Raw genomic sequence first — 24,657 nt, forward strand, 5'->3', positions numbered from 1 at the left:
CATCGTGTTGGCCTCACGCCCCCGGAAAGCGTCCCCGGAATGGAAATCAATTTTTACGCACAGCGAAAAAATAACATTTTTCTCATAGAGGAAAATGTTATTTTTGGATTTGCCCTAGTTTTTTTTTAGTTTACGAGGGAACATATGCACCCATTTTATGATATTGTTAAACTATAAAAAAACTAGTAAAGGAAGTGTCGACAATGATTCATGAGCCAGTTTCACAATTAAAGGGAATCGGAAAAGAAACAGCCGAAAATTTAATGAAAATTGGCATCGAGACAATCCATGACTTGATTTGGACATTTCCATACCGCCATGAAGATTTTCGATTAAAAGATCTAACCGAAACACCGCATAATGAACGTGTGACGATTGAAGCACGTGTCGAAAGTGAACCGACCGTATTATTTTTAGGGGAAAATAAATCCCGATTACAATTTACGGCTCTTGCAGGAAGACATTTAATTAAAGTTGTGTTTTTCAATCAAAATTATTTGCGGCAAAAAATTTCAACTGGCGGCATCATTACGGTTACCGGAAAATGGGATCGTGGACGTCAAGTTATTGTCGGATCGTCCGTGACATTCGGACCGAAAACAGAACAAGTCGATTTTGAGCCTGTTTATAGTTTAAAAGGGAATATACAGCAAAAGCGCTTCCGTAAATATATGCGCCAAGCGTTGGATACCGTGAAGGAACAACTGCCTGAAACATTGCCGAATTATCTGCGTGAGAGCTATCAGTTAGTTAATATTCAAGAAGCGCTAGAAGGTGTGCATTTCCCGCAAAATGCAGACCACGCAAAACAGGCGCGACGCCGCTTCGTATATGAGGAATTACTGCAGTTCCAGCTGCGTATTCAAGCATTGAGAAAAGCGAATAAGGAAAATGAAAAGGGAATTTCGGTCCGCTTTGATCTGGAAAAATTAAAGGAATTTATTGCGACTCTGCCGTATGAGTTAACAGGTGCCCAAAAGCGGGTTGTCAATGAAATTTGTAAAGATTTATTGCTGCCGCAACGTATGAACCGTTTACTTCAGGGGGATGTTGGTTCTGGGAAGACGGTCGTAGCTGCAATCGGCCTATATGCAGCTGTAACGGCCGGGTATCAAGGGGCTTTAATGGCACCGACCGAAATTTTAGCAGAACAGCATGCGGAAAATTTGCATATGTGGTTTGATCCGATCGGTGTCAAGATCGCTTTATTATCGGGCTCTACAAAAACAAAGGCGCGCCGTGAATTATTGGCACAGCTTGCAGCAGGAGAAATCGATATTCTTATTGGGACACATGCGCTCATTCAGCCCGATGTTGAGTTCAAGAAGTTAGGATTTGTCATTACGGATGAACAGCATCGTTTTGGTGTTGAACAACGTCGTGTACTGCGTGAGAAAGGCGAAAATCCGGATGTACTGTTCATGACTGCAACACCTATCCCGCGTACATTAGCCATTACAGCTTTTGGTGAAATGGATGTTTCGATTATTGATGAATTGCCTGCAGGAAGGAAAGAGATTGAAACACATTGGCTGAAAAAAGAACAGCTGAACAGTGTGCTGATGCGCATGACCCAAGAACTTGAAGCAGGCCGCCAAGCGTATGTCATTGCTCCGTTAATCGAAGAGTCCGATAAACTGGATGTGCAAAATGCAGTGGAAGCTTACGAACAATTGAAGGCGTATTTCGGCAACCGTTTTGAAATCGGCCTAATGCATGGTAGACTGCATTCGGACGAAAAAGATGCGGTCATGCGAGCATTTAGTGATGGGGAGATTCATGTACTTGTGTCGACAACTGTTGTCGAAGTTGGAGTAAACGTACCGAACGCGACATTCATGACAATTTATGATGCCGAGCGCTTTGGTTTAGCGCAGCTACACCAGTTGCGAGGACGTGTCGGTCGTGGAGAACATCAATCGTATTGTGTGCTGATTGCCGACCCGAAAACAGATGAAGGAAAAGAACGTATGATGAGTATGACCGAGACGAATGACGGTTTCCGCCTGGCTGAAAAAGATTTGGAGCTGCGCGGATCAGGGGATTTCTTCGGGAAACGACAAAGCGGATTGCCGGAATTCAAATTGGCCGATCTTGTCCATGATTACCGGGCACTTGAAACAGCAAGACAGGATGCCGAGAAAATGCTCTATGATGAAGCATTCTGGCAAGATCCGGAATATGAATTTTTACGAGAAAATTTAACGGCTTCTGGCGTTCTGCAAGGAGAACGCATCGATTAAACGATTAGAACCTGTAATTGGTGGAAAACTATTTAAGCTACTTAAAAATGCTGAAAAGAGGTTATAAGATGGGAAACATGTATCCGTATTTCGTGTTAAATGGACAAGCAAAAGAGGCAGTGGTGTTATATGCAGAACTGTTTAATGCCAAAAGTGTAACGATTTCAACATTTGGAGAATTACCGCCAAATCCCGAGCACCCTATTCCACCAGAAGCAAAAGATTTGGTCATGAATGCACAAATTGAACTGCAGGAAGGTCAAATGATGTTTTCCGATACTTATCCTGGCTCTCCGCAAGTGACGGTAGGGGACAATATCAGCATTGCCTATACGTCAAAAGACGAGCAGGAAATCCGATTTATTTTCGATGGATTAAGAGAAGGCGGAAAGGTCGTAATGGAGTTACAGGAGACCTTTTGGAGCAAGTGCTATGGGCAAGTAAAAGATAAGTTTGGTGTGCTGTGGCAGCTAAGCCTTGAAGCATAAGAATTTGGGGACGCGACAAAAAGTTGTTGCGTTCTTTTTTTTATACATGTATATTGATATTAGTACCAAGTGCTAATACTAATCTTTTAGAAAATTAAAGGTAGGTAACAAATACGATGAAGCGTTCCAAAAAAGAGCGACAGTCGTTATTGACTGAACAGATCGCAGACAATCCTTTCGTGACAGATGAACAATTAGCAGCTGAATTTAATGTGAGCGTTCAAACAATTCGATTGGATCGCATGGAACTCGCTATTCCGGAATTGCGTGAACGTATTAAAGATGTTGCTGCTAAAAAATATGATGAAGTAAAATCGTTGCCACTTGATGAAGTCATCGGTGAAATTATTGATATAGAGCTGGATAACCGGGCAATTTCAATATTTGATGTTGGAGAAGAACATGTTTTCCAGCGCAACGGCATAGCGCGCGGTCACCATTTATTTGCACAGGCCAATTCTTTGGCGGTTGCAGTAATTGATGATGAGCTTGCCCTTACTGTAAAATCAAATGTAGCTTTCGTGAAGCCGGTTCGAGCAGGTAATCGTGTCGTAACGAAGGCAGTTGTAAAAGGGAAAAACCCTGATAAAAACCGTACATTTATCGAAGTGACTTCTTCTGTTGATAATGAAATAGTTTTCAAGGGAGAGTTTGAAATGTATCGGATGAAAGGTGAAGAAACAACATGAAAATAGCAGTAGATGGTATGGGCGGAGATAACGCACCACAGGCAATCGTGGAAGGTGTCTTCATGGCGCTAGAAGATTTTCCGAAATTAACGATTGATTTATATGGCGATGAACAAAAAATGGCACCATTTTTAAAAAATCACGATCGCCTAACGGTTGTTCATTGTAGTGAAGTTGTAGAAGCGGAGGACGACCCGGCACGAGCAGTACGCCGCAAAAAAGATTCTTCAATGGCCCGTATGCTTGATGCGGTTGCTGAAGGAAAGGCGGACGCTTGTTTATCGGCCGGGAATACTGGTGCTTTAATGGCAGGCGGACTTTTCAAAGTAGGGCGTATTGATGGGGTAGCCCGTCCTGCATTAGCAACAACATTACCGACGATGAATGGTGATGGCTTCCTTATGCTTGATTTAGGGGCGAATGCAGATGCAAAACCTGAAAACTTATTACAGTACGCAATTATGGGTGATATTTATGTGAAGCAAGTACGCGGTCAAAATGCACCTCGTATTGGATTATTAAATATCGGAACAGAAGATAAAAAAGGTAATGAATTAACTAAAGCGGCATTCACATTGTTGAAAGAAGCGGATTTTAACTTTGAAGGCAATGTAGAAGCGCGCGAATTACTGAATGGGGTCGCTGATGTTGTTGTAACGGATGGGTTTACAGGCAATATGGTGCTGAAAACAATTGAAGGTACGGCAGGCACGGTTTTCAAAATGTTGAAGGATGCGTTATTTGCCACGACAAAAACGAAAATTGCTGCAGCATTAGTTAAAAATGATCTAAAACAGTTAAAAGATAAAATGGATTATACAGAATACGGTGGGGCGGCTTTATTCGGCCTGAAAGCACCTGTTATTAAAGCACATGGTTCTTCGAATGCACGTGCGATTTACAGTGCAATTCGCCAAGCGACAATTATGGTAGAGCATAAAGTATGCGAAACAATTACCAAAAAAATTGAGCAATTGCCAAAGCCAGAATAAGCTTTTTCACAAAGGGGATTATCAAATGACAAAAATTGCTTTTATTTTTCCAGGACAAGGTTCACAAACTGTAGGGATGGGTGCGGAGTTTGTTGCGAATGATGAAGTAAGCAAACAGTATTATGAACGAGCAAACGAAGTGTTGAACCTTCCATTGTCGGACTATATGTTAAACGGTCCACAAGAAACATTAACACTGACATACCATGCTCAGCCAGCTTTGTTGACATCAGGGGTGATGATCGCAAATAAGCTGATTAAAGCCGGTATTGCACCGCAATATACTGCGGGACATTCATTAGGAGAATACAGTGCATTTGTCATTTCAGGAGTAATTGATTTTGAAGATGCAGTTCAAACAGTTCATAGACGGGGTGTATTTATGGACGAGGCAGTACCTGCAGGTCAAGGAGCAATGGCAGCTATATTGGCGTTAGACGGAGAAAAACTAGACGCCATTTGCCAACAAGTATCCGCTGAAGGAGAAGTCGTTCAAGTAGCGAACTTCAACTGTCCGGGCCAAATTGTGATTTCAGGGACGAAACAGGGTGTTGACGAAGCATGTAAAAGAGCGAAGGAAGCAGGAGCAAAACGAGCTTTACCTTTAGTCGTAAGCGGTCCTTTCCATAGTTCATTAATGCAGAAAGCAGCACATAATTTAAAAGATACGGTAGCAAATTTACCATTACAGGAACCAAAAATTCCGGTAGTGAGCAATGTAACTTCAGAGCTTTTAACGACGGTTGAAGCAATTAAAGAAGAAATGGTTGCCCAAGTAACAAGCTCTGTACAATGGCAGCAAAACATTGAAAAGCTTATTGCTGAAGGGGTAACAGTCTTTATCGAATGCGGACCTGGAAAAGTATTATCAGGCTTAGTGAAAAAAATCGACCGCAATGTACAAACATACTGTGTATATGATGAGGCGAGTTTGACACAAGTTGTTGAGGCATCAAAGGAGTGGAAACAATGGGTTTAACAGGGAAATGTGCTGTCGTAACAGGGGCATCTCGTGGCATTGGTCGCGCAATCGCATTACAATTGGCAAGTGAAGGTGCAAAAGTCGTTGTCAATTATAGCGGAAGCGAACAAAAGGCACAGGAAGTTGTAGAAGAAATTAAAGCAAACGGCGGCGAAGCAATTGCCGTACAGGCGAATGTGGCAGACGCGGATTCTGTACAGAATTTAATGAAATCAGCGCTTGATACGTACGGTTCGATTGATATTTTAGTAAACAATGCGGGCATTACGCGTGACAATCTATTAATGCGTATGAAAGATGACGAATGGGATGATGTCATCAATACAAATTTAAAAGGTGTTTTCCTTTGTACAAAAGCTGTAACGCGTCAAATGATGAAACAGCGTGCAGGACGCATTATTAATATTTCTTCAATCGTTGGGGTTGCAGGAAATGCCGGACAGGCAAACTACGTAGCAGCAAAAGCGGGTGTGATCGGTCTTACGAAAACAACTGCGCAGGAACTTGCTTCACGTAATATTTTAGTCAATGCAATTGCACCAGGATTTATTACAACGGAAATGACAGAAGGCTTACCTGAAGATTTAAAAGAAGGTATGCTGAAACAAATTCCATTGGCAAAACTAGGTCAACCGGAAGATATCGCAAAAGCTGTCGTATTTTTCGCATCAGACAGCGCCAACTACATTACAGGCCAAACCCTCCAAATAGACGGCGGCATGGTAATGGCTTAATATGATTGAAATATAAGTAATTTAGTTGATTGGAGTGAAGTGCCCGCGGAAAGCGTGCCCAGAACGGAAATCAACAGATTAGATTCATTGAGGGGAGGTGACTGATTTGTCTACAGTATTTGAGCGTGTTTCAAAAGTAGTCGTTGACCGTTTAGGCGTTGACGAAAGCGAAGTGAAATTAGAAGCATCATTCCGTGAGGATTTAGGTGCAGATTCATTAGATGTTGTTGAGTTAGTAATGGAACTTGAAGATGAGTTCGATATGGAAATTTCTGATGAAGATGCAGAAAAAATTGCAACAGTTGGTAATGCAATTTCATACATCGAAAGCAAAATCAGCTAATTCATTTATAAAACACAGGGCTGTACGAAGTCACAACGACTTTTGTACAGCCTTTTTTGCGTCTGAAAATTGCGTTAAATAGCTGTTTCTAGTTCGCCGAACAAATAAAACGAAATTTGATAGGAATTTGACTGATACCCTTTGCACAATGCTATAGAACAAGGTAAACTAAACGATAGAAACTAGAAGGAAGGCAGAAAGTACATGACCTATAGAAAAAAAGGGAACAACCAGAAACCCGGTGTACTCCCTGAAAAAGTAAAAGAACAATTTCAAGTTTTAGAAAACGAAATGAACATTCATTTCCAGAATAAAGATTTATTATATCAAGCATTTACACATTCATCTTATGTGAATGAGCATCGCCGCAAATTATTTACGGACAACGAGCGATTAGAATTTTTAGGGGACGCTGTATTAGAGTTATCTGTATCAAAATATTTATTTGAAAAATTTCCGAATATGAGCGAAGGGGAACTTACGAAATTACGTGCATCAATCGTTTGTGAGCCATCACTAGTTGTTTTTGCGAATGAACTAAACTTCGGACAATTCGTTTTATTAGGTAAAGGTGAAGAATTAACAGGTGGTCGCGAACGTCCGGCATTACTTGCTGACGTATTTGAATCATTTGTCGGAGCCCTTTATTTAGATCAAGGTCTAGAAGTAGTTGTCGCATTTTTAGAACGTGTCGTATTCCCTAAAGTTGAAGTCGGTGCTTTTTCGCATGTGATGGATTTTAAAAGTCAATTACAAGAAATTATTCAACAAACAAATAACGGCCTTTTAAATTATGAAATAGTTGATGAAAAAGGTCCAGCACATAATCGAACATTCGTTTCACGCGTATTGTTAAACAGCCAGGAATTAGGTATTGGCCGTGGAAAATCAAAGAAAGAGGCTGAGCAGCAAGCAGCACAAAGTGCCATGCTGATGCTTAAGCAGTCAAAGCAAGAGGAGGAATAACATGTTCCTTAAAAGACTCGAAGTAGTAGGCTTTAAATCATTTGCCGAACGTATCGGGATTGATTTTGTACCTGGTGTTACAGCAGTTGTAGGACCTAATGGTAGTGGGAAAAGTAATGTAACAGATGCAATCCGGTGGGTATTAGGAGAGCAGTCTGCCAAAAGTCTGCGTGGAGCCAAAATGGAAGACGTTATTTTTGCAGGAAGTGAATCAAGAAGAGCACTGAACTTTGCGGAAGTTACACTCGTTTTAGATAATACAGATGAACAAGTAGCAATACCTTATACAGAGGTAAGTGTGACAAGACGTGTTTATCGCTCAGGCGAAAGTGAATATTTACTGAATAACCAGCAATGTCGTCTGAAAGATATTACAGACTTGTTCATGGATTCGGGGCTTGGGAAAGAAGCCTTTTCCATTATTTCACAAGGGCGAGTTGATGAAATTCTAAACAGCCGTCCAGATGACCGCCGCAGTATTTTTGAAGAGGCTGCAGGCGTTTTAAAATATAAACAGCGTAAGAAAAAAGCGGAGCATAAGCTTGTTGAAACAGATGAAAATCTAAATCGGGTTCTCGATATTTTACATGAAATTGATCAGCGTCTTGAGCCATTGAAAATTCAGGCATCCAGCGCGAAAGATTACGTGAGAATGACCGAAGAACTGAAAGATTTTGATATAGCATTAATGGTTCATGATATCCGTGCAAACGGCAAAGTATTGCAAGGCTATACTGAAGAGCAGCGAAAATTAACAGCAACCGAAAAAGAACATGCAACTGAAATTGCGACAGTTGAACAACAGTTGCGCAAAATGCGTACGGAGTTAAAAGCGATTGACGAAGTCCTGGACAGTTCTCAAGAACAGCTTGTCGAGGCGAGCGCGGAAGTAGAACGATGGGAAGGCCGCAAAGCGCTATTTAACGAAAAACGTTCTAATGCCGAAAAACAAATTCAGCAACTACGTGAAAGCTTAACGGAAGCATCCAATACGGTAAAAGATCTGCAAGAGGCTGAACGTGAAAAACGCGGTCAGTTTACGGAAAAGCAAAAAATCGTTACTGAAATTCGTTCGACGCTAAAGCAGGTCGAGCAAGCTTTAACACGCTCTGCTTCGGAAATCGAACAAGAAATTGAAGATGCGAAAAATACTTACATCAACTTGCTTAACGAAGAAGCGACAGTAAAAAATGAATTAAAGCATATCGATCAGCAGCTTTCGCAGGAACAGGCATCTGTTGAGCGAATGACAGGTCGTTCATCTGAAATTCAAAAAGAACTGACTGAAGCACTCATTGCAAAAGAAGTGACAGAACGTGCACTTGAACAGGCGGAACTGTCTGTAAAAGAGCAACTTAATCATTTTGATATAATGCAGCATCAATTAAAATCAGCGACTGCCGATTTAGATGAAAAGCAGGCATTATTGTATAAAGCTTATCAGCATCATCAGCAATTAAAAGCGCGTAAAGAGACATTGGCTGAACTTGAGGCTGATTTCTCAGGCTTCTTCCATGGTGTTAAGGAAGTCCTTTTAGCGCGGGATCGTAAAGAACTGCAAGGAATCGAAGGTGCGGTAGCCGAGCTGATTCAAGTCGAGGCAAAATACTCACAGGCAATTGAAACTGCATTAGGCGCAGCTTCACAGCATATTGTGACTGAAAATGAACAACATGCCCAAAAAGCAATTGGCTGGTTGAAGCAAAAACGTGCAGGCCGTGCAACATTTTTACCGAAAACAGTAATGCGTTCACGGAAAATTCATGCACAGCAATTAAGCGATATTCAATCTCATCCTGCATATGTTGCATTGGCATATGAACTAGTAAATTATGCACAAGAAAATACGACAATTATTGAAAACCTTTTAGGTAATGTATTAGTTGCATCTTCTTTGGAAGGTGCAAGTCAAATTGCCCGTTTATGCGGATTTAAGTACCGCGTTGTTACCCTTGAAGGGGACATCGTGAATGCTGGTGGTTCCTTAACTGGTGGTGCCGTAAAGCAGCAAAGTTCATTGTTCTCGCGTAAAGCGGAACTCGACAAACTCGTAACGACATTGGGAGAAATGGAGTCAACAATCCATTCTGCCGAGCAAACGGTAGCGACAAAGAAAGAACAGATTGCCTTATTACGTCACTCATTGGAAGAGATGAAACTGCAAGGTGAATCATTGCGTGAGCAAGAGCAGATTCACCGTGCGAAGCTTATGGAACTCGATATGATTGTGAAGAACTTACAGACGACGGTAACGATTACGCAGTCGGAGCAAACTTCATTATCGACACGTAAAGAGTCATTGAACGAACAGCAGTCAGCTGCACAATCACGATTGGCTGAATTAAGTAAAGAATTACAGGAAATTCAGCAAACGGTTGATGAACTGACACTCGCTAAGGCACAGAGTGAAACACAAAAAGATGTGTTGCGTGAGCAGTTAGCCCAACAACGATCTGAGCTTGCTGTTGCCCAAGAGCAATTGACACAAGTACAGGCATCAATTGCAGGAATTGAACTGAATTTGTCTAAAGCACAGGCAAATGTCGAAAAAATTTCCCGGGAAATCGACTGGGTAGAATCTGAAGATGGCTTAAACGGGCCATCAGCAGAAGAATTAGCCAAAACAATTGTCGAATGGACGGAGAAAAAGGACGTCCTGACAGAAATTATTCAAAAGAACCGTACACTGCGTTCTACTTTGCATGAGCAAGTTACGGAAAATGAAATTTACCTGCAGGAAATACAGCGAGTACACAAAAGCTATGTTGATGCATTGCGTGCACTCGAGCTGAAATGCAGCCGAATAGAATTTGAAATGAATAGTTTGCAAGAGCAGTTACTTGAGCAATATGAATTAGATGTTTTATCTGCTCAGGAAGAAGCGATCAGCATTGAAGACGAAGAACAAGTTCGACGGAAAGTGAAGCTGTTGAAGCAATCGATCGAAGAACTTGGTCCAGTCAATTTAACTTCGATTGAGGAATACGAGCGTGTTCAGGAACGTTATACATTTTTAAGTGAACAGCGAGAAGATTTAGTTGCTGCCAAAGATACGCTGCACAAAGCAATCGGCGAGATGGATGAAGAAATGACTGAACGCTTCAGTGAAACATTTAAGCAGATCCGCAAGCAATTTGTCATTTCGTTCAGAGAGCTGTTTGGTGGCGGTACGGCTGACCTGGTGCTGTTGGATCCTAATAATATGTTAGAGACGGGCATTGAAATTATTGCCCAGCCACCAGGAAAAAAACTGCAAAGCTTAAGTCTGCTTTCTGGCGGAGAACGTGCATTAACGGCTATTGCTTTATTGTTTGCGATTTTAAATACACGACCTGTACCATTCTGTATTTTGGATGAGGTTGAAGCAGCATTGGATGAATCGAATGTTGTGCGTTATAGTGAATATTTACGTAAATTTAGTGAGCATACTCAATTCATCGTTATTACGCACCGTAAAGGCACGATGGAAGGGGCAGATGTTCTGTACGGTATTACAATGCAGGAGTCGGGTGTATCGAAACTTGTATCGGTAAAACTGGAAGAACATGCTGAATTAGTAGCGCAAGGGAGTGGCGGAAGATGAGTTTTTTTAAGCGACTGAAAGAAAAACTGGCAGGTAGCAGTGAACAAAAAGAACAAGAACTGCAAGAACAACAAGATCAACAGGTAGATTTACCGCTTGACGAACAAGTACAGGAAGAAAATCAATTAATTGAAACGGTAGAGGAAGAAATTACTGTAGCTGAACATACTGTTGAAAAAGAACAGGAAGAAATGGTTGAGCAGCCGGTAATTGAAGAAGTACAACCTGTTGAAGAGGAAGAGGAGATTTCTAATCACTCGGACGCAGAAGTTGAAGAGCAACCTCAAAAGCAGTCTGCATGGTCGATTACCCAGAAGTTTAAAGCGGGATTGGAAAAAACACGTAATTCTTTCACTTCTAAAGTAAATGATTTAGTTGCACGTTATCGTAAAGTGGATGAAGATTTCTTTGAAGAGCTGGAAGATGTACTGCTGCAAGCGGATGTCGGCTTTGAAACAGTGATGGAATTAATGGATAAATTACGTTTTGAAGTACAGCGTCAAAACATTAAAGATACGAATGGAATTCAAGCGATCATTTCCGAAAAGCTTGTTGAAATTTATGAATCTGGTGAAGAAAATTTAACAGAATTAAATATTCAGCAAAGCGGCGAATTAACGGTTATTTTATTTGTTGGTGTTAATGGTGTCGGAAAGACTACGACAATCGGTAAATTGGCACACCGTTTAAAATCGGAAGGGAAATCTGTGATGCTGGCAGCGGGAGACACATTCCGTGCTGGTGCCATTGAGCAGCTGCAAGTATGGGGCGACCGTGTCGGTGTAGAAGTTATCGCACAGTCAGAAGGTTCCGACCCTGCAGCAGTAATGTATGATGCTATTCGTGCAGCGAAAAACCGCGGTGTTGATATTTTAATTTGCGATACAGCCGGCCGTCTGCAAAACAAAGTCAACTTAATGAACGAACTTGAAAAAGTGCATCGTGTAATTTCTCGTGAAATTCCGAATGCACCACATGAAGTACTGCTTGCATTGGATGCGACAACAGGCCAAAATGCACTTGTTCAGGCACAAATGTTCAAAGAGGCAACAAATGTAACAGGTATTGTTTTAACAAAACTGGATGGTACTGCAAAAGGCGGTATCGTTTTAGCTATTCGCAATAAACTGCATATCCCTGTGAAATTTGTAGGACTTGGTGAAAAAATGGACGATCTGCAGCCATTCGATGCAGAACGTTATGTATATGGTTTATTTGCCGAAGGACTGGAAAAAGAACTGGAAAAAGCAGAAGAATAACAATTATTTTCGCTTTATCATTATATTCAAAAAGCAATTCGTATAATTTTTACGAATTGCTTTTTTAGTGTGCCCGGCATGCGCATGAACTATAGGGTGCAAGTCCCGAGCCCCGAAGACAGAAGTAGAGGTTAGCCAAGAGCAAGGGTGTCCGTGGTGACGCGGAATCTGAAGGAAGCTGGCGGCAAAACACCGGTCCGAGGAACACGAATCTCATATAAGGCTAGGTATGGCTGAGCGAGTTTGCTGAACAAAACAAAGCTCCTTCTGTCGAAGGTCATATCGAGTAAATGAGGCGGATAGACGGTGTGAAAGTGCATGCGCTTACCCGGGGAGGTCTGACAGAAATGCGAAGTACCCTTCATAACCTACTTGGTGACAAGTAGCTGAACTGTCAGAAGTCAGCAGAGGTCATAGTACAAGTAAGTCTAGAATTACTTGGAAGGACCGAACGATTAAGAGAGAATAGCCCTTGGCTTTCCAACTGGATGTATGAACACAGAAAACAGAGGAAACCTCACGCTTAGAAAGTAGTGGTGAATCCCACGAGGGTATTTGCGGAGGGTGTAGTCCAGTTGGGCAAAAGAAGAACAGCTATTCACGGAAAGGAACGAAATGGTGATGTTGAATCAAATTTTGGAACGGCAAAACATGATACAAGCATTAAAGCGAGTTGAAGCGAATAAAGGGAGCCATGGAGTAGATATGATGCCCGTACAAACCTTACGACAGCACATCCTCGAAAATTGGGATACCATTAAATCGAAGATTTTGGATGGAACCTATGAACCGCAACCAGTACGTCGAGTCGAAATCCCGAAACCAGACGGTGGCGTGCGTTTATTAGGGATTCCAACCGTAACAGACCGTTTGATTCAACAAGCCATCTCGCAGATTTTATCAAAGGAATATGACCAAACATTCTCGGATCATAGCTATGGGTTTCGCCCAAATCGAAGCGCTCATGACGCTATCCGAAAAGCGAAAAGCTATCTAAAAGAGGGACACCGATGGGTCGTTGATATGGACTTAGAGAAATTCTTTGACAAGGTCAACCATGACCGTTTAATGGCAACATTAGCGAAACGAATTTCAGATAAACCATTATTAAAACTTATTCGCAAATATCTCCAAGCCGGTGTCATGATAAATGGAGTAGTTTCAAGTACAGAAGAAGGAACACCACAAGGTGGCCCTTTAAGTCCATTACTTTCAAACATTGTGTTAGATGAATTAGATAAAGAATTAGAGAAACGTGGACTTAAATTTGTTCGATACGCAGATGATTGCAATATTTATGTGAGAACAGAACGTGCAGGATTACGAGTAATGAAGAACGTACAACGATTTATCGAAGGAAAACTTCGTTTAAAAGTTAATGAAAAGAAATCAGCCGTAGACCGCCCATGGAAACGCAAATTCTTAGGGTTTAGTTTCACATTTCATAAAGAACCTAAGGTTCGCATTGCGAAATCAAGTCTCGTCCGAATGAAGAAGAAAATACGAGAAATTACCTCACGTAAGATGCCATATTCCATGGAATACCGAATCGAAAAGTTAAACCAATATTTAATAGGATGGTGTGGATATTTTGCTTTAGCGGATACACACTCTATCTTTAAAACATTAGATAGTTGGATAAAACGAAGACTACGTATGTGTCTGTGGAAGAATTGGAAGAAACCTCGAACAAGAGTCAGAAATCTCATTCGCCTAAAAGTACCTTATGGGAAAGCATATGAATGGGGAAATACCCGAAAAGGGTACTGGCGCATTTCAAATAGCCCCATATTACACAGAACCCTCGGCAATTCCTATTGGGAGAGCCAAGGGCTGAAAAGTCTGCAAGTTCGTTATGAAACTTTACGTTATTCATCTTAGTTGAACCGCCGTATACGGAACCGTACGTACGGTGGTGTGAGAGGTCGGGAGTTAATCACTCCCTCCTACTCGATTGTGGGAATGATTCAATCGACTGATTTTTCTTTTAATTCTGAATTGAGGGGTTGCTTTTCATGTTATATTTTGACATGATAAACTTTACCAAAACGTTTTAGTAAACATTTATTAACTAAAAGGAGATAAAAATGAAAAAAGTAACAATAGCCGACGTTGCTAAGGAAGCAAATGTTTCGGTCAGTACCGTTTCACAATTTATGAATCAGCGTTACGAGTATATGAGTGTTGAAACACGGGCAAAAATCCAGTTAGCCGTTGAAAAACTGCGCTACAGGCCAAATATTTTAGCGCGAAGCCTGAAAAACAAAGGGACTCAAACAATTGGGATTATTGTCGCCAATATTATGTACACGTTTACTACACATATCGTCCATCATTTAGAGCGACACTTTCAGCAGCACGGCTTCCAGGTCATTGTGTGCAATGCAAATGATAACCCGAAATTGGAACGTGAACATATTGACTTGCTCCTCGCAAAGCAGGTAGAAGGTTTTATTCTTTTCCCTACAGGCAATAACAAAGACTTGTATGACTATTTATATAACAGTAATATACCGGTAGTTTTTTTAGATCGTATGATTGCCGACGTGAAAATACCAAGTGTTCTATTGAATAATGAAAACGCAATCGAATTGGCAGTTGGGGAACTGATGAGTAAAGGCTATGAAAATTTAGCTATTGTGGCAGGCTCGATTGAACAAAATATTACGCCTCGTCTCGAAAGGCTGGAAGGTTTCCGCCAGGCGATGAAAAAAAGGGGGGTAGCATACGGAGAACATCAAGTAATCGCCACTTCAACGGAAAATCTTCCGGAAAAGTTCAATCAGTTGCTTACAGAAGTCAACCTCGATGGAATCATTGCCGGAAATGACCGTATGCTGCTCGCGATTTTACACTATTTGAAAGAACATGCTCCAGACTTTTTGGGCAAGATCGGTATTGCTGTAATTGACGAAATGCCATTAGCTAAATTTATGTCTACAAAATTGACAACGATTGAACAACCAACAGAAGAAATGGCAAAACAAGCGGTTCATTTGTTCCTGCAAATCAAAAAAAGCGGCTACACAGAGGAATTATTACCTGCATACCGTTTTGAACCGATTTTAGTATAGGATTTATAACGATTGAGGAACTGTATTAAGAACAGGTCCTCTTAAATTATAAAAAGTATTTTTTGAGAATAATATTCTAAAAATTAAGAATTATCCTTGCAAATGTTTTAAAGATAATTTATTATTTTTTAATAAAACGTTTTACTAAATCGTTTTAGCTAAATGTAACCGCATACAAGGGGGAGAAATGATGAAAACAAAAGGGGTTTTAATGCTATTACTTGCATTAACAATATTTTTAACTGCTTGTAATTCTTCCGATGAAGCTCAAACAATCATTTTAGCCGAGAACCAGGTAGATGATTATCCTACTTCAGTCGGCGATTATGAATTTGCGAGATTGATAGAAGAAAAAACAGATGGACGTTACAAAGTGGAAGTTTACACAGGAGGTCAGCTTGGTGACGAAAAGAGTGCCATCGAATTAATGCAGGTAGGGGCAATTGAACTGGCACGGATTAATGGCAGTCCTTTAATGGAATTCTCGGACTCATTAGGTGTTTTATCGTTACCATACTTATTTACAGATGATGAACATAAGTGGGAAGTATTGAATGGTGAAATCGGCGAGACATTATTAAATGGATTAAGCGAATCGAATTTACAAGGTTTGGCTTTTTACGATTCAGGCAACCGTCACTTCTATAATGCGGTTCGCGAGGTAAAAACACCGGAAGATTTAGAAGGGCTAAAAATAAGAGTACAGCAATCAAGTTTAAATATTGACATGGTTGAAGCATTAGGTGCTTCTGCCACAGCAATGTCCTATGGTGAGGTATATTCGGCTATTCAAACAGGTGTAATTGATGGAGCTGAAAACAACTTCCCGAGTTATTACACGACGAACCATTTCGAAGTGGCTAAATATGTAACGATGGACGGACATTCTGGCGTACCGGAAGTTTTGACAGCTTCGAAAGCATTCTGGGATACGTTATCCGAGGAAGATAAGGAAATCTTTAAGGAAGCGGCGCTGGAATCACAAGTCGTGCAACGAGAAGCGTGGGCAGAACTGGAAGAAAAATCTTTACTTGAAGCGCAAAATGCCGGTAATACAGTTACAGTCATCGATGATGTGACGCCTTGGCAAGAAGCAGTTGAACCAATTTACACAAAATACGGGGAACAATTTAAAGAGAATTTAGAGAAGATTCAATCATTGGTTAAGTAAACAAAGGGGAGGGCGAACGAGTGGCTACTATAAAAAAAGCAAAAAGTGTTTTAGACCGCAGCCTGAATTATCTGCTAGGTACAATGATCATTGCGATGACACTGATCATCATCTATCAAATATTCACACGTAACTTTTTAGACTTCACACCGAGATGGACGGAAGAATTAGCATTGCTTTTATTAATTTGGATTGCCTTTATTGGAATTGCGATTGGATTTAGAGACAACTTACATATTGGGGTAGGGGTTTTTGTAGGCTTGATGCCAAAGAGTATTCAAAAGAAAATTGATCTGATCACTAAAGTGTTAGTCGTTGCCATGAGTATCATTTTTATCTATTACGGCTTCCGTTTTACATTTTTAATGCACGGATCGCTAATGGCTGGTACAGGGTTACCGCAAAGTTTTCTATACGGGGCGATTCCTGTCAGTGGTATTTTAACATTCATTTACGGGATTGAAATGTTCTTTAAAGATGCGATTCATGAGGATTTTGATGATGATGCCAAAGAAGCGATGGAGGCGGCTAAATAATGGGGATTGCGATATTACTTGCAGTATTTGTAGTGTTATTACTTTTACGTGTACCGGTTGCACTATGTCTGGCGGCTTCGTCATTTATTACTACAATTTATTTAGGGATTGATTTAGCGGCAATTGTACAGCGAATGGTAAGCGGATTGAACAGTTTTTCACTTATTGCGATTCCGTTTTTCATTTTAGCAGGGGAAATTATGAATGAAGGCGGTATTTCACGCCGTTTAATTAATTTGGCAAACGTTATTGTCGGAAAAGTGCGAGGCGGCTTGGCGATGGTAAACGTTTTATCTTCAACATTTTTTGGCGGTATTTCGGGTTCTGCTGTAGCGGACGTTTCATCAATTGGTTCTGTATTAATCCCGATGATGAAAAAGCAAAAATATGATGCGGAATATTCTGTTGCGGTTACTATTTCAAGTGCTGCACAAGGCGTTTTAATTCCACCAAGTCATAATATGATTATTTATTCTACTGCAGCCGGTGGTGTATCGGTCGGTGCTTTATTTATGGGAGGAATTGTTCCGGGTATTGCTTTAGGCTTAATTTTAATGATCTTTGCTTACGCGATTGCGGTAAAGCGTAATTATCCTAAAGGCGAACCAATTAAACGTGAAGAAGTTCCGAAAATAGTACGTGAAGGTTTATTAGGATTGTTTACAGCAATCATTATTATCGGGGGAATTTTATCCGGTATTTTTACAGCGACTGAATCTGCTGCTATCGGTGCATTATATGCGTTTATCATTTCATTTTTCGTTTATAAAGATGTACCGATTTCGGCGATGGGGAACATTCTGAAACGTACTGTAAAAACATTATCAATGGTACTGTTTTTAATTGCAGCTTCTTCAGCATTCGGCTGGCTGCTTGCATTCTTAAAGGTACCTTCAAAGGTAACGGACACATTATTGGCTATCTCACCGAATGATTTTGTGACATTGCTGATCATTAATGTTGTTTTACTTGTATTAGGGATGTTCATGGACATGGCGCCATTAATTTTAATTGCGACACCAATTTTATTGCCGGTAGCAATCGAAGCGGGTATGGATCCGGTTCAATTCGGGGTTGTATTAATTCTGAACTTGGCGGTTGGTCTTGTAACTCCGCCAGTTGGTACATGTCTGTTTGTCGGATGTGCCATCGGAAAAATACCGATCGAAAAAGCGACAAAGGGAATGCTTCCGTTTTATGGTGCAATGATTGTTATACTACTATTAATAACGTTTGTTCCAGACATTACGTTAAAACTTCCGGAACTACTATTGAAGTAAGGGGACTAGAATATGACAAAAACATTTTTGGGTGATTCATTTTTATTGAATAATAAAGTAGCTGAGAAGCTGTATTTCGACTATGCAAAAGATTTACCAATTATCGATTACCACTGTCATTTAAGTCCTCAGGAAATTTATGAGGATAAGCAATTCAAAAATATAACAGAGGCTTGGTTGTACGGTGACCATTATAAATGGCGTGCGATGCGGGCAAATGGAGTTCCGGAGCATCTTGTAACGGGTGATGCCGATGATTATGAGCGCTTCGAAGCATGGGCAAAAACAGTTCCGTATACGATTGGAAACCCTTTATATCAGTGGACACATTTAGAACTGCGCCGATTTTTTAATGAAGAAACTTTATTAAATGAAAAAACAGCACGCGCTATTTGGGATAATGTAAATAAACAGCTACCTCAAAAAACAGCACGTCAGTTAATTTTAGATTCAAAAGTGGAAGTAATCTGTACAACAGATGATCCGATTGACTCGCTAGAATATCATATTGCGCTTCAAAAAGATGAGCAGTTTAACGTGAAAGTACTGCCAAGTTTTAGACCGGATAAAGCATTGGAAATCAATAAGCCGACATTCGCGGCCTGGATTGGGTCATTATCGGAAGTAGTCGGTGAAACAATTGAGTCTTATGAACAATTGAAAGAAGCTCTTGCAAAACGTATTCAGTTTTTTGATGAAGTCGGCGGTAAAGTATCAGATCATGCATTGGATACGATTTATTACGCAGAAGCGACTGAACAAGAAGTGAGTGCTATTTTTGAAAAGGGACTTGCGGGTGGACAAGTTTCGCTGGAAGATGAAGCGAAATACAAAACAGCATTGCTTATCTTTTTAGGGAAGCAATACGCTTCATATAATTGGGCAATGCAGTATCATATTTCCGCACACCGAAACAACAATACACGTCAATTTAATGAATTAGGACCGGATACAGGCTATGACAGCATTAATGATGGTCCAATCGCAGTACCGCTAACACGTTTACTGGATGCGCTTGCACTTGAAGATGCATTGCCGAAAACGATTATTTATTCATTAAATCCGAAAGACTATTACGTTATTGCCAGTATAATCGGAAGCTTCCAGGAAAAAGTGCCGGGGAAAATTCAATTCGGTACAGCTTGGTGGTTTAATGACCAAAAAGAAGGAATGCTTGATCAGATGAAAGCACTTGCGAGCATCGGGGTATTAAGCCGCTTTATCGGTATGCTGACGGATTCACGCAGTTTCCTGTCTTATACACGCCACGAATATTTTAGACGTTTAGTATGTGATCTTATTGGTGAGTGGGTTGAAAATGGAGAATTCCCTGAGGATTATGAGCTTCTTGGAACAGTTGTACAGGATATTTGCTATTACAATGCAAAAAATTACTTTAACTTTTAAATGGGGTGGATGAAGCATGCAACAGTTATCAAACGAAGTGTATACTCGAAAAACAGCTGTCGTAGAGCGTATTGTCCAATTCGGCACGGGGAATTTTCTCCGTGCTTTTGTTGATTGGCTCATACATGAAGCGAATTTACAGCAGCAACAGGATTTAGGAATTGTTATTGTCCAGTCAACATCAGGAAGTACGTCAGAAGTGATCAATGCGCAAGACGGCCTGTACACACTTGTTACGCAAGGGATTCAAAATGGTAAGCAAGTCAACTATGAACAAGTGATTGAAAGTGTAACACGCAGTATTTCACTGCAAAAGCAATATGTAGAATATATGAAGCTTGCAGTTTCGGAAGACCTCCAATATGTTGTATCCAATACAACTGAAGCGGGGATTGTTTATGAAGAGCTCCCATTTGATCAACAGCCATCAACTAATTTTGTGGCGAATGTGACTCATTTTTTATGGAAACGCTATGAAACATTTGGCGGGGATCCTTCAAAAGGTCTTATTTTCCTGCCGTGTGAATTAATTGAACAGAACGGTACCACTTTAAAAAATGGAATTGTAAGCTATGCAAATGCATGGAACTTGGGGCAGAACTTCATCGATTGGATAACAAGTGCCAATACGTTTTGCAACACCCTTGTTGATCGCATCGTACCGGGCTTTCCGAAAAGCCAGCATGAAGAATTAACGTTGAAGCTTGGGTATGATGACAAATTACTTGTCTCGGCAGAACCGTATTATATTTGGGTAATAGAAAATGAGGAAGCATTGCATTCTTTCCCGTTAGTTAATAATAAATTTGAAGTAAAGCTTGTAGAAGACTTGAGTTATTACCGGGAGCGTAAAGTGAAAATGCTCAATGGTGCGCACTCCGCGTTAACACCGCTTGCTATTTTGTTGAATATAGATACAGTCGGGCAAGTGATGAAACACCAAACGTTAAGACCGTTTGTTCAACGTTTGCTTGTAAAAGAAGTGATTCCTACCATTAATGGTGACAAAGAACAATTAATCACATATCAACAGGCGGTTTTAGAGCGTTTTGAAAATCCGTTTATTGCACATTACGTAAAAAGTATTGCACTCAATGCGATCGCCAAGTTTAAAACTAGAAATATCCCATCATTACTGGCGTATTATAAGCAATATGAAACACTTCCAAAACATTTAACAACAGCATTGGCTGCCTGGATTTACCTATATCAAACACCGGCAGTATTTTCTCCGCAAGATGCTCCGGAGGCGATTGAGCAAATTACGGCAAAGACACTAGAGTCTATATTGAGTAATGAAAATCTTTGGGGAATTGATTTAACAACGATTCCACAACTTGAACAATTTGTCCGTCATGCAATTGCGGCATTTAAAGAACAACAGACAGCACAGTTTATTGCGGAATTGGAAGAGGAGGTAATGGAATTATGAAAGAAACGATTGTAATTCATCCATCTGATAATGTTGCGGTCGCTTTACGTGCGTTTGAAGCGGGAGAGCCGTTTTCCATCGGCCAAGAGCAGATTAATCTGGACCAGGAAGTTGCTAGAGGCCATAAAATTGCCACACGTAACATTCAAAAAGGGGAACATATTATAAAATACGGCTATCCGATTGGACATGCTATTGAAGATATTGCAAAAGGTACGGTTATCCACACGCATAATGTGAAAACAAATTTGCAGGACATCATTAACTACAATTACGACAAGAAAGATATTACATTAAACTACCCGCAGCGCAACTTAACATTTAAAGGGTACCGACGCAGCAATGGTGAAGTCGGTATACGGAATGAACTGTGGATCATTCCTTCAGTCGGATGTGTGAATGGTATTGCGGATATGATTATTCGGGAGTTTGAGCAACGCGTAGGAAGTATTGCGCCTTTTGAATCGACACTCGTATTAAAGCATAATTTTGGCTGTTCACAATTAGGCGACGACCATGAAAATACACGTACTATTTTACTTGATGCAATTAATCATCCGAATGCTGCAGCGGTGCTTGTATTAGGACTTGGGTGCGAGAATAATACAATTGAAGAGATGAAGCAGGAGCTTGGTGATTACAATACTTCACGTGTAAAATTTGTCGTGTCGCAGCAAGTTGATGATGAAGTCGAAGCAAGTGTGGAAGCACTCGTGGAACTTCATGAAGCAGTACGCAATGACCGCCGAGAAGATATTCCGATTAGTGAATTGCGTATCGGACTAAAATGTGGCGGTTCAGACGGCTTATCGGGCATCACGGCGAATCCGCTTCTAGGCCGTTTCTCCGATTTTTTAGTATCACAGGGCGGCACAACGGTGCTGACGGAAGTTCCGGAAATGTTCGGAGCGGAAACGATTTTAATGAACCGTGCACAAGATGAGGAAACATTTGAAAAAATTGTTTCGCTTATTAATGACTTTAAACAATACTTTATCGACTACAATCAGCCGATTTATGAAAATCCTTCACCAGGCAATAAAGCAGGCGGGATTACAACGCTGGAAGACAAGTCGTTAGGTTGTACACAAAAAGCGGGCAGTGCTGAGATTGTCGACGTGTTGAAATACGGAGAACGCTTAAAAAAACGCGGGTTGAATTTATTAAGTGCGCCGGGTAATGATCTTGTAGCATGTACAGCACTTGCATCTGCCGGCTGTCAATTAGTGCTGTTTACGACAGGTCGTGGTACGCCATTCGGATCATTCGTACCTACTATGAAAATTTCCACAAACAGTGCGATTTATGAACAGAAAAAGCATTGGATTGATTTTAATGCAGGGCAAATACTAGAAGATGACGTTGATGAAGATGCGGTACTGGAAGAATTTATTCAATACATTATTGCTGTTGCAAGTGGCGAGCAATTAAATCATGAACGTATGAACTTTAAAGAAATGGCTATTTTTAAAACAGGTGTAACGTTGTAAAAATATCTTCGCTTTATAGTAATCTTCCTATTATATAAGAAATGGCGATACTCCCTTTTTCATGAGGGCGTGTCGTCATTTTTTAAAATCGTTTATTAATAGAAAGAAAAAGGTTATCCATACGGACAAGGGAATCGCCTTGACAGTAACTGCCCACAAGATTATGATAAGATAGACAAATTATGATTGGAGAGATAAAAATGCTACTTGAAAAAACAACACGCATGAACTTTCTCTTCGACTTTTATCAAGCGTTATTAACTGATAAACAGCGCAGCTATATGGAACTGTATTACTTGGACGATCACTCATTAGGAGAAATTGCCGAAAGTTATAATATTTCACGCCAGGCTGTTTACGATAATATTCGCCGTACTGAGGCGATGCTTGAAGAATATGAAGAAAAACTAAATTTATTCGAAAAGTTTCAACAACGTCAAATAGTGTTAAAACAATTGGCGGATGCGATTGAGGATGAGGCTTCTACGACTGAAGCGAAACTGGCATTGGTTGAACAACTGAAGGAATCGGATTAGGGGGCGAACGAGTTGGCTTTTGAAGGTTTAGCAGAGCGACTCCAAGGTACGATCCAAAAGATTAAAGGTAAAGGGAAAGTTACGGAACAAGACGTTAAAGAAATGATGCGTGAAGTCCGATTTGCCTTAATCGAAGCGGACGTAAACTTAAAGGTAGTAAAAGAATTCGTTAAAAAAGTTAGTGAGCGTGCAGTCGGTGTCGACGTCATGAAATCATTAACACCTGGTCAGCAAGTCATTAAAATTGTACAGGATGAATTGAAGAACTTAATGGGTGGCGAACAAAGCCCGATTAAATTCAGCAACCGTCCTCCGACTGTCATTATGATGGTTGGTTTACAAGGTGCAGGTAAAACGACGACTACAGGTAAGTTGGCGAATGTATTACGTAAAAAATATAATAAAAAACCATTACTAGTAGCAGCAGATATTTACCGTCCAGCCGCTGTTCAGCAATTGCAGACATTAGGGAAACAGTTATCTCTGCCAGTATTCTCGGTAGGTACGGACGTTTCACCTGTTGAAATTGCACGTCAGGCAATCGAGCATGCAAAAGAAGAGCATTTGGACGTTGTATTAATCGATACAGCCGGTCGTCTTCATATTGATGAAGAGCTGATGCAGGAACTGAAAGATATTCGCGGTTTAAAAGAGCCTGACGAAGTATTTTTAGTTGTTGATGCAATGACAGGTCAAGATGCTGTAAATGTTGCACAAAGCTTTAACGAAACAGTCGGCATTACGGGCGTTGTCTTAACAAAATTAGACGGTGATACTCGTGGTGGTGCGGCACTGTCGATTCGCTCCGTTACAGAGAAACCGATTAAATTTGTCGGTATGGGCGAAAAGATGGATGCGCTGGAACCATTCCATCCAGAGCGTATGGCTTCACGTATTTTAGGGATGGGTGATGTACTGTCACTGATCGAAAAAGCACAGGCCAACGTTGATATGGAAAAGGCGAAAGAGCTGGAAGAAAAGTTCATGACACAGAGCTTTACGTTTGATGACTTTATCGAACAACTTCAAGCCGTGAAGAAAATGGGACCACTTGATGAATTATTGAAAATGATTCCAGGTGCAAACAAAATGAAGGGCCTTGACAATGTCAAAGTCGATGAAAAGCAGATGGGACGCATCGAAGCGATTATCTATTCGATGACACCAAATGAAAAGACGAACCCGGAAATCATTTCGGCGAGCCGCAAAAAGCGTATCGCTACAGGTTCAGGGACGTCAATTCAGGAAGTAAACCGCTTATTGAAGCAGTTTGAAGAAATGAAAAAAATGATGAAACAGATGACAGGTATGGCTCAAGGTAAAGGTAAAAAGAAGATGAAAATGCCTGGTTTTGATTCATTATTTAAATAAAAAATAAGGTGTTAAGAAAAAACACTTTACAAACCATCAAGACATTGCTAATATAATATCTTGTGTGAAACTTATTCGGAG

General features: G+C 40.6%; 20 protein-coding genes. All 20 read left to right on the plus strand.

The genetic code is table 11. From position 1 onward, the window contains the following. Window positions 1-203: 203 nt before the first annotated feature. The 20 genes from recG (at window position 204) to ffh (ending at window position 24,576) form a co-directional block, all read left to right on the plus strand. Complete coding sequence (gene recG / locus B5473_RS11155; protein ID WP_079525125.1) at window positions 204-2,243, plus strand: ATP-dependent DNA helicase RecG; 2,040 nt, start codon at window positions 204-206, stop codon at window positions 2,241-2,243. 68 nt (window positions 2,244-2,311) lie between these two features. After that, complete coding sequence (locus B5473_RS11160) at window positions 2,312-2,731, plus strand: VOC family protein (RefSeq protein ID WP_079525127.1); 420 nt, start codon at window positions 2,312-2,314, stop codon at window positions 2,729-2,731. 116 nt (window positions 2,732-2,847) lie between these two features. Then, on the plus strand, window positions 2,848-3,420 hold the full coding sequence (gene fapR, locus B5473_RS11165; protein ID WP_079525130.1) for a transcription factor FapR: 573 nt from the start codon (window positions 2,848-2,850) through the stop codon (window positions 3,418-3,420). Then, a complete protein-coding gene (plsX, locus tag B5473_RS11170; protein WP_079525132.1) occupies window positions 3,417-4,412 on the plus strand; it encodes a phosphate acyltransferase PlsX in 996 nt (331 codons plus the stop codon). Before fapR ends, plsX begins: the two co-directional genes overlap by 4 nt. Before the next feature lie 25 nt (window positions 4,413-4,437). Further along, window positions 4,438-5,391, plus strand: a complete 954-nt coding sequence (gene fabD, locus B5473_RS11175) for an ACP S-malonyltransferase (protein ID WP_079525134.1) — start codon at window positions 4,438-4,440, stop codon at window positions 5,389-5,391. Then, on the plus strand, window positions 5,382-6,128 hold the full coding sequence (gene fabG, locus B5473_RS11180; protein ID WP_079525136.1) for a 3-oxoacyl-[acyl-carrier-protein] reductase: 747 nt from the start codon (window positions 5,382-5,384) through the stop codon (window positions 6,126-6,128). Before fabD ends, fabG begins: the two co-directional genes overlap by 10 nt. A gap of 106 nt (window positions 6,129-6,234) precedes the next feature. Continuing rightward, a complete protein-coding gene (acpP, locus tag B5473_RS11185; protein WP_008403327.1) occupies window positions 6,235-6,471 on the plus strand; it encodes an acyl carrier protein in 237 nt (78 codons plus the stop codon). 204 nt (window positions 6,472-6,675) lie between these two features. After that, window positions 6,676-7,437: a ribonuclease III gene (gene rnc, locus B5473_RS11190; protein ID WP_079525138.1), complete on the plus strand. Its 762-nt coding sequence runs from the start codon at window positions 6,676-6,678 to the stop codon at window positions 7,435-7,437. A gap of 1 nt (window position 7,438) precedes the next feature. After that, complete coding sequence (gene smc, locus B5473_RS11195) at window positions 7,439-11,020, plus strand: chromosome segregation protein SMC (protein WP_079525140.1); 3,582 nt, start codon at window positions 7,439-7,441, stop codon at window positions 11,018-11,020. Further along, a complete protein-coding gene (gene ftsY / locus B5473_RS11200) occupies window positions 11,017-12,279 on the plus strand; it encodes a signal recognition particle-docking protein FtsY (RefSeq protein ID WP_079525142.1) in 1,263 nt (420 codons plus the stop codon). The genes smc and ftsY overlap by 4 nt, the downstream gene beginning before the upstream one ends. A 618-nt stretch (window positions 12,280-12,897) precedes the next feature. Then, window positions 12,898-14,160, plus strand: coding sequence for a group II intron reverse transcriptase/maturase (gene ltrA, locus B5473_RS11210; RefSeq protein WP_079523941.1), 1,263 nt, complete (start codon window positions 12,898-12,900; stop codon window positions 14,158-14,160). A 206-nt stretch (window positions 14,161-14,366) separates the two neighbouring features. After that, complete coding sequence (locus B5473_RS11215; RefSeq protein WP_079525145.1) at window positions 14,367-15,353, plus strand: LacI family DNA-binding transcriptional regulator; 987 nt, start codon at window positions 14,367-14,369, stop codon at window positions 15,351-15,353. Between the two features lie 190 nt (window positions 15,354-15,543). Then, window positions 15,544-16,524 carry a TRAP transporter substrate-binding protein gene (locus tag B5473_RS11220; RefSeq protein ID WP_079525147.1) on the plus strand — a complete coding sequence of 327 codons (981 nt, stop codon included), beginning with the start codon at window positions 15,544-15,546 and terminating at the stop codon, window positions 16,522-16,524. 20 nt (window positions 16,525-16,544) lie between these two features. Further along, window positions 16,545-17,060: a TRAP transporter small permease gene (locus tag B5473_RS11225; RefSeq protein WP_079525149.1), complete on the plus strand. Its 516-nt coding sequence runs from the start codon at window positions 16,545-16,547 to the stop codon at window positions 17,058-17,060. Beyond that, entirely contained in the window at window positions 17,060-18,340 is a 1,281-nt protein-coding gene (locus B5473_RS11230) for a TRAP transporter large permease (RefSeq protein ID WP_079525152.1), read from the plus strand. Before B5473_RS11225 ends, B5473_RS11230 begins: the two co-directional genes overlap by 1 nt. A gap of 12 nt (window positions 18,341-18,352) precedes the next feature. Next, entirely contained in the window at window positions 18,353-19,747 is a 1,395-nt protein-coding gene (uxaC, locus tag B5473_RS11235) for a glucuronate isomerase (RefSeq protein ID WP_079525154.1), read from the plus strand. Window positions 19,748-19,763: 16 nt separating this feature from the next. Continuing rightward, window positions 19,764-21,179: a tagaturonate reductase gene (locus B5473_RS11240; RefSeq protein ID WP_079525156.1), complete on the plus strand. Its 1,416-nt coding sequence runs from the start codon at window positions 19,764-19,766 to the stop codon at window positions 21,177-21,179. Continuing rightward, window positions 21,176-22,669, plus strand: coding sequence for a UxaA family hydrolase (locus B5473_RS11245; protein WP_079525158.1), 1,494 nt, complete (start codon window positions 21,176-21,178; stop codon window positions 22,667-22,669). Before B5473_RS11240 ends, B5473_RS11245 begins: the two co-directional genes overlap by 4 nt. Before the next feature lie 200 nt (window positions 22,670-22,869). Next, complete coding sequence (locus tag B5473_RS11250) at window positions 22,870-23,205, plus strand: putative DNA-binding protein (RefSeq protein ID WP_079525160.1); 336 nt, start codon at window positions 22,870-22,872, stop codon at window positions 23,203-23,205. A 12-nt stretch (window positions 23,206-23,217) separates the two neighbouring features. Next, entirely contained in the window at window positions 23,218-24,576 is a 1,359-nt protein-coding gene (gene ffh / locus B5473_RS11255) for a signal recognition particle protein (protein ID WP_079525162.1), read from the plus strand. Window positions 24,577-24,657 lie beyond the last annotated feature (81 nt).

Origin of the sequence: Solibacillus isronensis (assembly GCF_900168685.1) — a bacterium.
Taxonomy (GTDB): Bacteria; Bacillota; Bacilli; order Bacillales_A; family Planococcaceae; genus Solibacillus; species Solibacillus isronensis_A.